Origin of the sequence: Chryseobacterium sp. CBSDS_008, from assembly GCF_049959325.1 — a bacterium.
In the GTDB taxonomy this organism is placed as follows: domain Bacteria; phylum Bacteroidota; class Bacteroidia; order Flavobacteriales; family Weeksellaceae; genus Chryseobacterium.
Genome location: NZ_CP188202.1, coordinates 2,612,604 through 2,628,261, shown reverse-complemented (window position 1 = coordinate 2,628,261; position 15,658 = coordinate 2,612,604). Strand labels below are relative to the sequence as shown.

12 protein-coding genes and 1 tRNA gene are annotated in these 15,658 nt (G+C 37.9%); all 13 read left to right on the top strand.

Going from position 1 to position 15,658, the window contains the following annotated elements; all coding sequences use genetic code 11:
* Nucleotides 1-23 precede the first annotated feature (23 nt).
* The 13 genes from ACP3T3_RS11775 (at nucleotide 24) to rpoB (ending at nucleotide 15,545) form a co-directional block, all read left to right on the top strand.
* Complete coding sequence (locus ACP3T3_RS11775) at nucleotides 24-3,122, top strand: efflux RND transporter permease subunit (protein WP_426476063.1); 3,099 nt, start codon at nucleotides 24-26, stop codon at nucleotides 3,120-3,122.
* Between the two features lie 256 nt (nucleotides 3,123-3,378).
* Entirely contained in the window at nucleotides 3,379-4,566 is a 1,188-nt protein-coding gene (tuf, locus tag ACP3T3_RS11770; RefSeq protein ID WP_034693176.1) for an elongation factor Tu, read from the top strand.
* 64 nt (nucleotides 4,567-4,630) lie between these two features.
* Nucleotides 4,631-4,701 (top strand) — tRNA-Trp (locus tag ACP3T3_RS11765).
* 12 nt (nucleotides 4,702-4,713) lie between these two features.
* Nucleotides 4,714-4,920, top strand: coding sequence for a preprotein translocase subunit SecE (gene secE / locus ACP3T3_RS11760; protein ID WP_300224503.1), 207 nt, complete (start codon nucleotides 4,714-4,716; stop codon nucleotides 4,918-4,920).
* A gap of 19 nt (nucleotides 4,921-4,939) precedes the next feature.
* On the top strand, nucleotides 4,940-5,482 hold the full coding sequence (gene nusG / locus ACP3T3_RS11755; RefSeq protein ID WP_002976412.1) for a transcription termination/antitermination protein NusG: 543 nt from the start codon (nucleotides 4,940-4,942) through the stop codon (nucleotides 5,480-5,482).
* A 490-nt stretch (nucleotides 5,483-5,972) separates the two neighbouring features.
* Nucleotides 5,973-6,593 carry a hypothetical protein gene (locus tag ACP3T3_RS11750; protein WP_426476062.1) on the top strand — a complete coding sequence of 207 codons (621 nt, stop codon included), beginning with the start codon at nucleotides 5,973-5,975 and terminating at the stop codon, nucleotides 6,591-6,593.
* Nucleotides 6,594-6,605: 12 nt separating this feature from the next.
* The gene (locus ACP3T3_RS11745) at nucleotides 6,606-7,253 is read left to right on the top strand and encodes a hypothetical protein (protein WP_426476061.1); all 648 of its coding nucleotides are present in this window, start codon (nucleotides 6,606-6,608) and stop codon (nucleotides 7,251-7,253) included.
* A gap of 7 nt (nucleotides 7,254-7,260) precedes the next feature.
* A complete protein-coding gene (locus ACP3T3_RS11740; protein ID WP_426476060.1) occupies nucleotides 7,261-7,929 on the top strand; it encodes a hypothetical protein in 669 nt (222 codons plus the stop codon).
* Nucleotides 7,930-8,192: 263 nt separating this feature from the next.
* On the top strand, nucleotides 8,193-8,636 hold the full coding sequence (gene rplK / locus ACP3T3_RS11735) for a 50S ribosomal protein L11 (RefSeq protein ID WP_047435399.1): 444 nt from the start codon (nucleotides 8,193-8,195) through the stop codon (nucleotides 8,634-8,636).
* A gap of 11 nt (nucleotides 8,637-8,647) precedes the next feature.
* Complete coding sequence (gene rplA / locus ACP3T3_RS11730; RefSeq protein WP_185247202.1) at nucleotides 8,648-9,340, top strand: 50S ribosomal protein L1; 693 nt, start codon at nucleotides 8,648-8,650, stop codon at nucleotides 9,338-9,340.
* A 17-nt stretch (nucleotides 9,341-9,357) separates the two neighbouring features.
* Nucleotides 9,358-9,942, top strand: a complete 585-nt coding sequence (gene rplJ, locus ACP3T3_RS11725) for a 50S ribosomal protein L10 (RefSeq protein WP_426476059.1) — start codon at nucleotides 9,358-9,360, stop codon at nucleotides 9,940-9,942.
* Between the two features lie 46 nt (nucleotides 9,943-9,988).
* The gene (gene rplL / locus ACP3T3_RS11720; protein ID WP_105701283.1) at nucleotides 9,989-10,357 is read left to right on the top strand and encodes a 50S ribosomal protein L7/L12; all 369 of its coding nucleotides are present in this window, start codon (nucleotides 9,989-9,991) and stop codon (nucleotides 10,355-10,357) included.
* A 1,366-nt stretch (nucleotides 10,358-11,723) separates the two neighbouring features.
* Entirely contained in the window at nucleotides 11,724-15,545 is a 3,822-nt protein-coding gene (gene rpoB, locus ACP3T3_RS11715; protein WP_426476058.1) for a DNA-directed RNA polymerase subunit beta, read from the top strand.
* The last annotated feature ends 113 nt before the right edge of the window (nucleotides 15,546-15,658 follow it).

Here is a 15,658-nt window from a genome sequence, read left to right as displayed (position 1 = left end):
TTTAGGTCATCAATTTATCTGTCATGAATAAATTCATAAAAAATATAATTGCTTTTTCATTAAAAAATAAAGCATTTACTTTTATCTGGGTTGCGATTTTAGCCATCGCCGGTTTTATAAGTTTCAAAAATATGCCTATTGAAGCTTTTCCGGATGTTACCAATACCCAGATTGTAATCATTACCCAGTGGAATGGGCGTAGCGCAGAAGAAGTAGAACGTTTTGTCACTACACCCATCGAATTGGCGATGAGCCCGGTTCAGAAGAAAACAAGTGTGAAAAGTACCACGATGTTTGGACTTTCCATTGTTAAAATTCTGTTTGACGACGGGGTGGACGATACTTTTGCCAGAAATCAGGTCAATAACCAGTTAAGAACCATTAGCCTTCCTGATGAGGTAGATCCCGAAGTACAGCCACCCTACGGGCCAACCGGTGAGATTTTCAGATATACGCTGGAAAGCAAAACAAAAGACTCGAGAGCATTACTCACCCTGCAAAACTGGGTGATAGACCGTGCTTTAAGAGGAGTGCCCGGTGTTGCTGATATCAACGTCTTCGGAGGTCAGGATAAAGTTTTTGAATTAAGTATTGATCCAAGAGCATTGGATAAATACAATCTGACTCCGCTGCAGGTATATGATGCAGTCACCAGAAGCAACCTGAATGTAGGAGGTGATGTTATTGAAAAAAATGGTCAGGCTTATGTGGTAAGAGGTATTGGTCTCGTAAAATCAGTGGCGGATATCGGAAATATTACCATTCAGAATGACAGTGGAAACCCTGTTTTGGTAAAAAATGTAGCCGAAGTTCATGAAAGCTCTATGCCTAGAGTAGGGCAGGCAGCACTGAATCATCATGACGATACGGTGGAAGGAATCGTTGTGATGAGAAAAGGAGAAAATCCAAGGGAAGTTTTGGTAGGAGTGAAGGCTAAAATTAAAGAGCTTAACGAAAAAGTACTTCCGAAAGATGTCAAAATGGTCACTTTTTATGACCGCGACAATCTGATGGATTTTACAACCCATACCGTAATGCATAACCTTATTGAAGGAATTGTACTGGTAACGGTAATTGTCTTAATCTTCATGGCTGACTGGAGAACAACCCTTATTGTTTCCATCATCATTCCTCTATCCTTACTATTTGCCTTTTTATGTTTAAAACTGGCAGGAATGAGTGCCAACCTGCTGTCATTAGGAGCGGTAGACTTCGGGATTATCATTGACGGAGCCGTCGTCATGGTGGAAGGTCTATTCGTAATGCTCGATCATAAAGCACATCGGTATGGAACCGAAAAGTTTAATAAACTGGCAAAAGGGGGCTGGATCAAGCAGACCGGAACCGGACTAGGAAAAGCAATCTTCTTTTCAAAATTAATTATCATCACCTCTCTGATTCCTATTTTCTCATTCCAGAAAGTGGAAGGAAAAATGTTCTCTCCCCTGGCATTTACATTAGGATTTGCATTAATAGGAGCGTTGATATTTACATTAACATTGGTTCCTGTTCTTTCACATATTCTTTTAAATAAAAACGTAAGAGAAAAAAATAATCCGTTTGTTAACTTCTGGGACAGAATCGTTTTGAAAGGCTTTAATTTAACATTCAAGCACAAAAAGATGAGTATGATCGTGGCAATTTCCTTTTTGGCGGTCACGTTGTTTTCGGGTAAATTCCTTGGAACGGAATTCCTTCCCCAGTTGAATGAAGGTTCATTGTGGATCACTGCTGAAATGCCGATGAGCTCCTCACTGAAAGAATCTCTGAAAACAGCAGATCTTTTAAAGAAGGACATTATGGGTTTCTCAGAAGTGACAGATGTTCTCGCGCAGACGGGAAGAAGTAATGACGGAACGGATCCCAACGGTTTTGGATTCGTACAGTTTGCCGTTAACCTTAAGCCGAGAGAAGAGTGGAAACGAAAGATCACCTATGATGAACTGATCAATGAAATAGATAAAAGACTCAGAAGCTATCAGGGAATTACTTTCAACTATTCCCAGCCGATTTCCGATAACGTTGCAGAAGCCGTGGCAGGTTTTAAAGCTGAAAATGGAATCAAAATCTATGGTGACAACCTGGAAACCCTTGATAAATTAGCTCATGAAGTTTTATTGAAGATTAAAGACGTACAAGGTGTAAAAGATCCGGGAATTATTAAAAATATCGGCCAGCCGGAAGTAAGCGTTGTGCTTGACAGGGATAAAATGGCGGCGTATGGAGTAATGCCGGCAGATGCACAGGCTGTACTCGAGATGGCCTTTGGTGGAAAAACCGCTTCAGAAATGTTTGACGGTGAAAGAAAATTTCCGATCCGTCTACGCTATTCACAGGAATACAGAACCAATGAAAACGATATTGCCGCTTTGATGGTTCCTACTCAGGATGGAGCAAAGATTCCTTTAAAAGAAATAAGCACCATTGTTAAAGATAACGGCGCCGCATTTATTTACAGAGATAATATCAAACGATATATCGGGGTTAAATTCTCAATCCGTGACCGGGACTTGGGAAGTACAATTGCCGATGCTCAGAAGAGAGTTGCAACTATTGAACTTCCAGACGGATATTCTGTAGGATGGACCGGGCAGTTTGAAAACCAGCAGCGTGCCTCACACCGTCTGACTCAGGTAGTGCCGGTAAGTATTCTGATGATTTTCTTCCTGTTGTTTATCCTGTTTGGAAATATGAAAGATTCCCTTTTGGTATTGGCTAATGTATCATTTGCTTTAATAGGCGGAATTATTGCCTTACATATTACGGGAATCAATTTTGGAATATCTGCCGGAGTGGGGATGATTGCCCTTCTGGGAATTTGTATCCAGAACGGGGTGATTCTTATCACAGAATTCCATCAGAATGTTAAAAATGGTCTTGATATAGACACTGCCATATTAAATGGGGTGAAATCCAGAACCAGGCCTGTAATTATGACGGCGCTCATGGCCTCTATCGGTCTTATGCCGGCAGCATTATCTACAGGAATTGGTTCAGAATCTCAAAAACCCCTGGCGATTGTTATTATCGGAGGGCTCATTACCGCAACAGTGCTTACACAGCTTATTTTTCCGATTATTTTTTGGATTTTCAACAGAACAAAAAAGCTCAGTCAGATCTGAGTTTTATCTTTCATTTATATATTAATTGAGCCTGGAATATTCTGTATTCCAGGCTTTTTAATAAAAGGTTTCAGAAAGTTTTTTTCAATTCGGAAAAATGTGTAAATTTGCAGTCTCAATACGTTTAAATATAAGGTTTGTCCTTCACTGGATGATAATATTGAAAGTTTTTTTAATAAAAAGTTTTTGGTATTTAAAAATTCATTATATTTGCACACCGAAAATTTGAAAAACAATAAATAAATAATTTTAAATCATGGCAAAGGAAACGTTTAATCGTAACAAACCACACTTGAACATTGGTACTATTGGTCACGTTGACCATGGTAAAACTACACTTACTGCAGCTATCAGTAGTGTATTAGCTAACAAAGGTCTTGCTGAGAAAAAAGACTTCTCTGCTATTGACTCTGCTCCAGAAGAAAAAGAAAGAGGTATCACTATTAATACAGCTCACATCGAGTACGAAACTGAAAACAGACACTATGCACACGTTGACTGTCCAGGTCACGCCGACTATGTTAAGAACATGGTAACTGGTGCTGCTCAGATGGATGGAGCAATCTTAGTATGTGCTGCAACTGATGGACCAATGCCTCAAACTAGAGAGCACATCCTACTTTGCCGTCAGGTAAACGTACCAAGAATCGTTGTTTTCATGAACAAAGTTGACATGGTGGATGATGCTGAGCTTTTAGAGCTTGTTGAACTTGAACTTAGAGATTTATTATCTACTTACGAATATGACGGAGATAACTCTCCAGTAATCCAGGGATCTGCTCTTGGTGCTCTTAACGGAGACGAGAAGTGGGTTAAGACTGTTGAAGAATTAATGGATGCAGTTGATACTTGGATCGAGCAGCCTGTTAGAGATCAGGATAAGCCATTCTTGATGCCAATTGAAGACGTATTCTCTATTACAGGTAGAGGTACTGTTGCAACTGGTAGAATCGAGGCTGGTGTTATCAACACTGGTGATCCAGTTGATATCGTAGGTATGGGTGATGAGAAATTAACTTCTACTATTACAGGAGTTGAGATGTTCAGAAAAATCCTAGACAGAGGTGAAGCTGGTGATAACGTAGGTCTATTATTGAGAGGTATTGAAAAAACTGACATCAAGAGAGGTATGGTTATCGCTAAGAAAGATTCAGTTAAGCCACACAAAAAATTCAAAGCTGAGGTTTATATCCTTTCTAAAGAAGAAGGTGGACGTCACACTCCATTCCACAACAAGTACCGTCCTCAGTTCTACGTAAGAACTACTGACGTTACAGGTGAGATCTTCTTACCAGAAGGTGTAGAAATGGTAATGCCTGGTGATAACTTAACAATCACTGTTGAATTACTTCAGCCAATCGCTCTTAACGAGGGTCTTAGATTCGCGATCAGAGAAGGTGGTAGAACAGTAGGTGCAGGTCAGGTAACTGAAATCATCGACTAATTCACACTAAAACAATATAAAAAAGCTTCCGTAAGGAACATTCTTTACGGAGCTTTTTTTAACTACGGGCATCGTCCAATGGTAGGATACCGGTCTCCAAAACCGTTGATCAGGGTTCGAATCCTTGTGCCCGTGCAAATATAAATTATGAGTTCACTTATCGATTTTTTAAAAGGTTCTTATAACGAATTCAGACATAAAGTTGAATGGCCAAAATGGGCTGACCTTCAGTCTTCTACAATTGTAGTGACTATTGCGACAGTTATTCTGGCTTTATTTACCTTTGGAGTTGATGAATTGTTTTCAAAAGCAATCAGCAACATAATAGGAATGCTAATCAACTTGTTCAATTAATAATTAAGTATTTTCCATAATGAGCGAATTGAAATGGTATGTGCTGAAAGCTATCAGCGGACAGGAAAATAAAGTGAAAAACTATATTGAGACAGAAATCAAGCGTTTAGGGTTTGAGCAGTACGTTACTCAGGTGGTTATTCCTATGGAAAAGGTGATCCAGATTAGAAACGGTAAAAAAGTTCCTAAAGAGAGACCTTACTATCCTGGCTACCTGATGATTGAAGCTGATCTGATGGGAGAGATTCCTCACGTTATCAAGAATATTCCTGGTGTTATTTCTTTCTTAAGCTTAACAAAAGGAGGAGATCCTGTTCCAATGAGAAAATCAGAGGTAAACAGAATGCTTGGTAGAATGGATGAGCTGTCAGAATTTGCAAGCGATGTTGAGATTCCTTACGTAGTAGGTGAAAACGTTAAAGTAATCGATGGACCTTTCAACGGATTCAATGGTACAGTTGAGAAGATTCTTGAAGACAAAAAGAAAATTGAAGTTTCTGTATTGATCTTCGGTAGAAAAACTCCAATGGAGCTGAGCTACATGCAAGTAGAAAAAGTATAATACATTTCTTATAAAATATAAAAAGACTGCTGATAAGCGGTCTTTTTTTGCATCGTATTTTTCGATGAAGTTTGTCTCTCTTTTTGATTAACAAACTTTATTATTTTAATTAATTTATCATAAATATAGAAAATAGATTTTTCAATTTTTTCCCGGTTGTTAGAGTTCTTTTAAGTTTGCCAAGATTGTCTTCCGTATTTTTCAAATTCAAAATTCTGTTGATTGCTTTTATATAGTCGTTTACACTGATTTAATTATCACTTCAGGGTGATAATATTAATTTTTCCGTACATTAGTTATTTTTCGAGCTTTAATTCACCTTTAGATGGCATGCTTCTTGCAACCAAGCAGTTAACTAATCCCAAAATTTATGTTTTCTTATTTTCATACACTGGTTACAGCAGTATGGAATGTATGCTTTTAATAAGCAGAAAATATAAACCAGGATCAGTTATTCAGAAACACAAGTCTTATATAAACACATAACCCAATGACAAAAATTATTTCGATGATCATTCTGGTGGGTGCATCTGTGCTCACGAGTGCGCAGGTTGGTATCAATACTGCGGCCCCGGAAAAAGAGCTTACCGTGAACGGTACAATGAAGACATCAGGAATTGTTTTCAAGCAGCCTATGGAAAAACTGAAAGCGGACGAGAATTACACTTTCATTATCAAATCTCCGGCTCCGGAAAACAAAATTACAGCGTACAATGATTCCTTTGTACCTAATTCACCGGCACCTATTAATCTTGTTCAGTTCAAAATCACCTGTGATCCTACAGACAAGGATTGGGTAAATCAATTTGACACAAAGATCAATTCCAAGAAGTTTTTGGTGGTGATCTCTTCATTTGGCTTTACACAGCCAACAAGAACGTATTCTGCCGACTGGCTTACGCCCGTGCCTCAGATTTTTGCCTATTCTTCAGGAGGAACATGGAAACTGAAAGCGGATTATCAGGGATTCGCACCTGATAACTCTCTTCCTACCGGAGTTTGGACACTGAACTTGCTGGTGTTCGACAGGTCATATGCCAAAGATTTCAATACGACACAAAATCTTAATGCTTCAGCAACGGGTGCTGCTGCAGCTCCGTTAATTCAATAAAACATAAATTATATGAAAAAAATTATTGCGATACTCTTTACGGGTTTTGCTGCCTTAAGCATGAATGCCCAAGTAGGAATTAATACTACAACACCCAAAGGAACTCTCGATGTTGAAGGAGAAACTTTGATAGAATCCTATTTAATAGATACTGAAAATACAAAGGCAAGTGGAAATTATCTTCTCCTTACCCGTTCAAAAGATACTTCACCGGTAGGTAAGGTGAAGCTGCTGGATATATCGCTCCGTAATGTAGCCCCTGTAAACATGTATAATGTTGTATTGAAAAATGTGAGACAGGATGAAGTTGTGAATCTCAATACAGGATTGGATGCTGGTAAATATGTTGTGGCCATTACAGGTGCTGTATTTACGGAAGCGGTTTCAGCAGCGAATACAACGACAACTCCCAAATCTTATGGTTCTTATTCCACAGAAATTACGCAGGTTACCAGTGGTGGTAAAACCTATCATGCCATTAATTTAGCTTTTAAAGGAGCCGGTACGGTTTCTGCTCAAAACGGAACATGGACCTTTACATTGAATGTCTTTGAAAAATCATTAGTTAAAGACTGGGGAACCTTTAACGGTTCCGTTTCAGTATCTGCTTCACCAGCTTATTCAGGAGTATCAACCAATACGCCGCTAGGGCTTCAATAAAAAAACTATGAAAAGAAAAATTTATATCACAATAATCATATGTCTGGGGATATTTTTGAATGCCCAGAAAGGAAAAGTAGGGGTGAATACAGCAAACCCTACCGAAACCCTTGATGTTAATGGAAAAACATATACAAATTCTTTATACCTGAGAAATCCGGGAGAACCTACTATGACGGGAGGCAGCTTTTTGGCAACTTCAGAGAATGCATTGCAATTATATGATCCGGCTTTGGAAAGCAGCGGATTGTTTAATTATCTTAAACTTACTCTTACCGGTGTATCTGGCACAGGAATCGCAGATTATGATACTAAGATCGATGCCAATAATTTTCTTGTTGTGCTTCATAATTATTCATTTAAATTAAATGACGGCAGTACCAGCGTGATGCTGGATTACGGAGACAACGGAATTAATGACAACAAACAGGGATCTCCTGAGGTAGCGGCATTCAAAAGTAATGGAACATGGCATATCAAAGCAAGATTTACAGACAGCAGAATTATTGCCACAAATTCCAATCCGCCATCAAGAACTTACAACAACTTTACTGTTGACCTTTATCTGATGGCTTACAAAAGATTGATTACAAAACAAAATATTAGCGATATCAGTGATGATCTTGGTGGAAGCGATGGTTCTACACGAACGATTAACAAGCCGGCAGGTTTTTAACAGGTTTTCTTATTATGTAAATATAAACGGTCATTCAGATGAAGTGACCGTTTTTGTTTTTCCGCTAATAGTTGAAAATAAACTGCAGTATATTATGATTTATTTTTTAAACTTTTTAAAAATCAGCAATTTCCGTTTGCTATTTCAAAAATATTTTATACTTTTGCAGTCCAAAAAGTAGGTTTATTGTTATGTGAGTGCATAACCTACTGAATAATAAATGCTTCCAAACTCATTAATTATTCAAATTTAAAAAACAAACAATGGCTAAGAAAGTCTTTAAAATGGTAAAGCTTCAGGTGAAAGGTGGCGCAGCTAACCCTTCTCCACCAGTAGGTCCAGCATTGGGTTCTGCAGGTGTGAACATCATGGAGTTTTGTAAGCAATTTAACGGAAGAACCCAAGATAAGCCAGGGCAAGTTTTACCTGTAGTAATTACAGTATACGAAGACAAATCTTTTGAATTCGTTATTAAAACTCCACCTGCAGCAATCCAGTTAATGGATGCAGCTAAGATCAAGGGAGGTTCTGGTGAACCAAACAGAAACAAAGTAGGTTCTGTAACTTGGGAACAAGTAAAGAAAATCGCTGAAGATAAAATGGCGGATCTTAACTGTTTTACAATGGATTCTGCTCTTTCTATGGTTGCAGGTACTGCTAGATCTATGGGGTTAAGAGTAACAGGAACAAAACCAACTAACGCTTAAAACTTAAAGAAATGGCAAAATTAACTAAAAAGCAAAAGGAAGCTTTAAGCAAAGTAGAAAAAGGAAGAATCTATAACCTTGAAGAAGGTTCAGCTCTTGTAAAAGAAGTGAACACTGCAAAGTTTGATGCTTCTGTAGATATCGCTGTAAGATTAGGTGTAGACCCAAGAAAAGCAAACCAAATGGTAAGAGGTGTTGTATCTCTTCCTCACGGTACTGGTAAAGATGTTAAAGTATTAGCTCTTGTAACTCCGGATAAAGAAGCAGAAGCTAAAGCTGCTGGTGCTGACTATGTAGGTCTTGACGAATATTTACAAAAAATCAAAGAAGGTTGGACAGATGTTGACGTTATCGTTACTATGCCAGCTGTAATGGGTAAATTAGGTCCGTTAGGTAGAGTATTAGGTCCAAGAGGTTTAATGCCAAACCCTAAATCAGGAACTGTAACAATGGAAATTGGTAAAGCAGTAACTGAAGTAAAAGCAGGTAAAATTGATTTCAAAGTAGATAAGTATGGTATTATCCATGCAGGTATTGGTAAAGTATCTTTTGATGCTGCCAAGATCAAAGAAAATGCTCAGGAATTGATCCAGACATTGATCAAAATGAAACCAACTGCTGCTAAAGGAACGTATGTGAAGAGCATTTATTTGTCTTCTACAATGAGCCCGGGTATTGCAATTGATACTAAATCTGTTAACTAATAATAATCCTTAAGACAATGACAAAAGACCAAAAAGTTGTAGCAATACAAGAGATCAAAGATTTGCTTCAGGATGCAAAAGTAGTATATGTAGCAGATTTAGAAGGTTTGAACGCTGGTAAATCTTCAGATTTCAGAAGACAGGCTTTCAAGCAAAATATCAAAGTGAAAGTTGTAAAAAATACACTTTTACAAAAAGCAATGGAACAAATTGAAGGAGTAGATTACTCTGAAATGTTCCCATCTTTCAAAGGAAACTCAGCGTTAATGATTGCTGAAACAGCAAACGCTCCTGCGAAACTGATCCAAGGATTCAGAAAGAAAGAAGAAAAGCCGGCTTTAAAATCTGCTTTTGTTCAGGAAACTTTCTACGTGGGTGACAATAACCTGGATATGTTGGCTAATATCAAGTCTAGAGAAGAAATGATCGGTGAAATCATCGGATTACTTCAATCTCCAATCCAGAGAGTTGTTTCTGCTCTTCAAAACAAATCTGAAACTGTAGAAGCTAAAGCTGAAGAAGCTGCTCCTGCGGTAGAAGAAACTCCTGCTGAAGCTCCTGAAGCTGCTGCAGAAAGCACTGAAGAAACAAGTGCTGAATAATTACACTCAAAAAATTAAATAAATAATCAACAAAAACATTACAACAATGTCAGATTTAAAAAATTTAGCTGAAACGCTAGTAAACCTAACTGTAAAAGACGTAAACGAATTAGCTGCTATCCTTAAGGATGAGTACGGAATTGAGCCAGCTGCTGCTGCTGTAGTTGTTGCTGCAGGTGGGGCAGGTGAAGCTGCTGAAGAAAAGACTGAATTCGATGTAATTCTTAAGTCTGCAGGTGCTTCTAAATTAGCTATCGTTAAATTAGTAAAAGATTTAACTGGTGCTGGTCTTAAAGAAGCTAAAGATATCGTAGACGGAGCTCCTGCTGCAATTAAGCAAGGTGTTTCTAAAGACGAAGCTGAAGCTCTTAAGAAGCAATTAGAAGAAGCTGGTGCTGAAGTAGAATTGAAATAATTTTCAATTGTATATAAATATAGAAACCCGGGCAATTTTGTCCGGGTTTTTGTATGTAATCCTCTATAGGGTGTCTTTTACTTTATAATAGTATTTCAATATTCTTGGATCGTATTTTAATATATTTTATTATGGTTGATTATTTCACTATAATTTACACTATAATATGAGTATAATTTATTACTTATCTATTTTGTGTAAATTTTTATTAATAAAGTGTTGTTTTAATTGAAAAATATTATATTTGTATTGAAAAACACAATATAATTGAACAAAAATTATTTTCTTTCCTATAATCATAAGATAGCACTTTTATTGCTGGAAGCTGTGGGAAAGCTAAACACTAAGCTGATATCTCTAACAATGCGTAAATCCGTATTATCTTGTTGTATAAATCGTCAACACAGCTTAAGCAGCTCTTCATTTCACCAATGGATTGGAAATGGAAATGGGTTGGGAACTCTTCATCATAAATCTACAGGGCAAACGACTGTAAATATCCGCTGCAATGGTTCTTTGCCGGATCTATATCTTTTAATCTAACTACGCAGTGTTTGCTGATAATACTTTTGTTGTCATTTATTATTTAGATGAAACATCTGAGAATTACCTTTATCAAAAAATACATCTGTAAACCAGGAAATATGATGATAATGAAAAATAAATATTCACATCACCCTTTTATCAGTTGGTCTCACCTATAAACGCACAGTTAGGTATTAAGACTTTTCTGTTTAAAACGACCTTCGGAATGGAAAGGTCACCTTTGCAGACTGTTTGTTCCGGGAGTGACGGAATCAGAACAAAAAGCCAGGAACTATGAGAATCAAAACGGAAGTGTAGGACCACTGCAGAAAAGAAGCCTATGAGGAAGTATACTAAAGTAAAAAGTAAATCAAAATAAAATCTTGGATTATTATGAAATAATCATAGGATTAGCTTGTGTTGTGGAGGGGTTGCTCATTTTGGGCAGCCTCTCTTATTTTAAAACCCTCAAAATGAGATGATTTATTTGTTATTGTGGCTAACTTTTTGTATCTTTGCCCCTCTTTTGGCGCTAAAAATTGTTTATAAATTTATAAAATATTGAAAATCAACTCTTTCATTGTGTGAACATGGAAGGGGTTTCGTGTATATAAATAGTACAATAATGCTGCCTCAAAAGTAATAAAAATATTTTGCATTACGCTGTGAAAAGATATACCAGTGTTGCAGTTAGAAAGAACCAAGTACAAAGTTAAAGAACATAAGGACTTTCGTGAGCGCCAAAAACACTTTTACCTTATTACTTTTACCTTGTTTTCTAGTTCTTTTCTGATATTTTTTAATGAATCAAAATATTTTTTAACCCTTTCTTAAAAGTTTTATGAGTAAAACAAAATCAACAACTCAAGGAAATCCGAGAATTAATTTCTCATCAGCGAAAGGAAAAATCATCACGCCAGACTTTTTGGATATCCAAATTGAGTCTTTCAGAGAATTTTTCCAGCTTGATACACTTCCTGAAGCCAGAAAGACAGAAGCTCTTTACAAGACTTTCCAAGAGAATTTCCCAATTACGGATTCAAGAAACCAGTTCGTATTAGAATTCTTAGACTATCTGGTAGATTCTCCACGTTATTCAATCGATGAGTGTGTGGAAAGAGGACTTACCTATTCAGTTCCTCTAAAAGCGAGACTTAAATTATATTGTACTGACCCGGAACACGAAGATTTCCAGACTGTGGTTCAGGATGTATATTTAGGTCCGGTTCCTTATATGACGCCAAGTGGTTCTTTCATCATCAACGGTGCTGAGAGAGTTATTGTTACGCAGCTTCACCGTTCACCTGGTGTATTCTTCGGACAAACTTACCACGCGAACGGGACAAAACTTTACTATTCAAGAATTATTCCTTTTAAAGGATCTTGGATGGAATTTACAACCGATATCAACAGCGTAATGTACGCGTATATCGACCGTAAGAAAAAATTACCATTAACAACTTTATTAAGAGCAATCGGGTACGAATCTGATAAGGATATCCTTCAGATCTTCGACCTTGCTGAAGAAGTGAAAGTTTCTAAAGCTGCCCTTAAAAAAGTGGAAGGGAGAACATTGGCTGCGAGAGTATTGAACACCTGGTTCGAAGATTTCGTAGATGAAGATACAGGTGAAGTAGTTTCTATTGAAAGAAACGAGATCATCCTGGATAGAGAAACAATCCTTGAAAAAGAACATTTAGATCTTATCCTGGATGCTGGTGTGAAATCAATCCTGATTCACAAAGAAAACAGCAATGAATTCTCCATCATCCAGAATACATTACAAAAAGACCCTACCAACTCTGAAAAAGAAGCGGTAGAATATATTTATCGTCAGTTAAGAAATGCAGATCCGCCAGATGAGGAAACTGCAAGAGGAATCATTGAAAAATTATTCTTCTCTGAGCAGAGATACTCTTTAGGTGAAGTAGGACGTTACAGATTGAACAAAAAATTAGGTCTTAATATTCCTACAACAACTGAAGTTCTTACAAAAGAAGATATCATTGCTATCGTAAGACACCTTATAGAGCTTGTAAACTCTAAAGCTGAAGTTGATGATATTGACCACTTATCAAACAGAAGAATTAAAACTGTTGGTGAGCAATTAGCAGGACAGTTCGGGGTAGGTCTTTCTAGAATTGCAAGAACAATCAAGGAAAGAATGAACGTTAGAGATAACGAAATCTTTACTCCGCTTGACCTTGTAAATGCTAAGACATTAACATCTGTAATCAACTCATTCTTCGGGACCAACCAGCTTTCTCAGTTCATGGACCAGACCAACCCTCTATCAGAGATCACTCACAAGAGAAGATTATCTGCACTAGGGCCTGGTGGTTTATCAAGAGAAAGAGCAGGTTTCGAGGTTCGAGACGTTCACCATACTCACTACGGAAGAATTTGTCCGATTGAAACTCCGGAAGGACCAAACATCGGTTTGATTTCATCCCTTGGTATTTATGCTAAAATCAACAGACTAGGTTTCATCGAAACTCCATATAGAAAAGTAGAAGGTGGTAAGATTGAGCTTAACGCAGATCCTATTTACTTAAATGCAGAAGACGAAGAATCTAAAGTAATTGCTCAGGCAAACGTTGAATTGAGCGACAACGGTGATTTCTTAACAGACAGAATTATTGCAAGATTGGATGGTGACTATCCGGTAGTAGAGCCTGAGCAGGTAGACCTTATCGACGTAGCACCAAACCAGATTTCCGGTATTTCCGCTTCATTAATTCCATTCCTGGAGCATGATGATGCGAACCGTGCATTGATGGGATCCAACATGATGCGTCAGGCGGTTCCTCTATTGAAGCCACAGGCTCCAATCGTTGGTACAGGGCTTGAGCAGCAGGTTGCAAGAGATTCAAGAATCTTAATTAATGCTGAAGGAACAGGTACGGTACAGTACGTGGATGCTGACAAAATCGTTATTAAATATGAAAGAAGCGAAGACGAAGATTTAGTACAATTCGAGTCTGCTACGAAAACATATAAACTTACTAAGTTCAGGAAAACCAACCAGAGTACAACCATCACACTAAGACCAAACGTAAGAGTAGGTGATGTAGTGGAGAAAGGACAGGTACTTTGCGACGGGTATGCTACTGAAAAAGGAGAATTGGCTCTTGGTAGAAACTTAGTGGTAGCGTTCATGCCTTGGAAAGGATATAATTTTGAGGATGCGATCGTAATCAACGAAAAAGTGGTACGTGAAGACTGGTTTACTTCCATCCACGTAGATGAATATTCTCTTGAAGTTCGTGATACCAAGTTAGGTATGGAAGAGCTTACAGCAGACATTCCAAACGTATCCGAAGAAGCTACCAAAGATCTTGACGAGAACGGTATGATCAGAATCGGTGCTGAAGTGAAGCCTGGAGATATCATGATTGGTAAAATCACTCCAAAAGGTGAATCTGACCCGACTCCTGAAGAAAAACTTCTTAGAGCAATCTTCGGTGATAAAGCCGGTGATGTGAAAGATGCTTCATTGAAAGCTGACTCTTCATTAAGAGGAGTTGTTATCAACAAGAAGTTGTTCTCCAGAAATATTAAAGACAAAAAGAAAAGAACTGAAGAAAAACTTAAACTTGAAGAAATTGAAAACACTTACAAGGCTAAGTTTGACGAGTTGAGAAATACTTTAATTGAAAAATTAAATACACTGGTAAGCGGTAAAACTTCTCAGGGGGTACAAAATGACCTTGACGAAGAAATCATCGGTAAAGGTGTGAAATTCACTCACAAATTATTAACTTCAGTTGAAGATTATGTAAACGTTAGTGGTGCAGACTGGACAGTAGACGCTGATAAGAATGAATTGATCAAGCAATTGATTCACAATTACAAAATCAAATACAACGACATCCAGGGAGTTAAAAACCGTGAGAAATTTGCAATTTCAATCGGAGATGAGCTTCCGGCAGGGATCATGAAGCTGGCTAAAGTTTACATCGCTAAGAAACGTAAACTGAATGTAGGAGATAAGATGGCAGGACGTCACGGTAACAAAGGTATCGTTTCAAGAATCGTTCGTGAAGAAGATATGCCATTCCTTGAAGATGGAACACCGGTAGATATCGTATTGAATCCACTTGGGGTACCTTCCCGTATGAACATCGGTCAGATCTATGAAACAGTTCTTGGATGGGCTGGTCAGAAGCTGGGTATGAAGTTCGCTACACCGATCTTTGATGGAGCTACTCTTGATCAGATTACTGAATATACAGAGAAAGCGGGTCTTCCTAAATTCGGCCACACTTACCTTTATGATGGTGGTACCGGAGAAAGATTTACTCAGGCTGCAACTGTAGGGATCATTTACATGCTGAAACTAGGACACATGGTAGATGACAAGATGCACGCACGTTCTATCGGTCCTTACTCATTGATTACTCAGCAGCCGTTAGGAGGTAAAGCTCAGTTCGGAGGTCAGAGATTCGGAGAGATGGAGGTTTGGGCACTTGAAGCATTCGGTGCATCTAACATCCTTAGAGAGATCCTGACTGTGAAGTCGGATGACGTGATTGGTAGAGCAAAAACTTATGAAGCAATTGCGAAAGGTGAGTCTATGCCTGAACCAGGTATTCCGGAATCATTCAACGTATTACTTCACGAGTTACAAGGTCTTGGATTAGACGTAAGATTGGAGGAGTAAGATATCAGATGTCAGACACAAGATGTCAGGCTATGACACTCTAAGAATTTTATAATCCTTGAATTTGGAATGATGATTTCGTCTGAAATCTGAAATCTGAAATCTAAAATCTA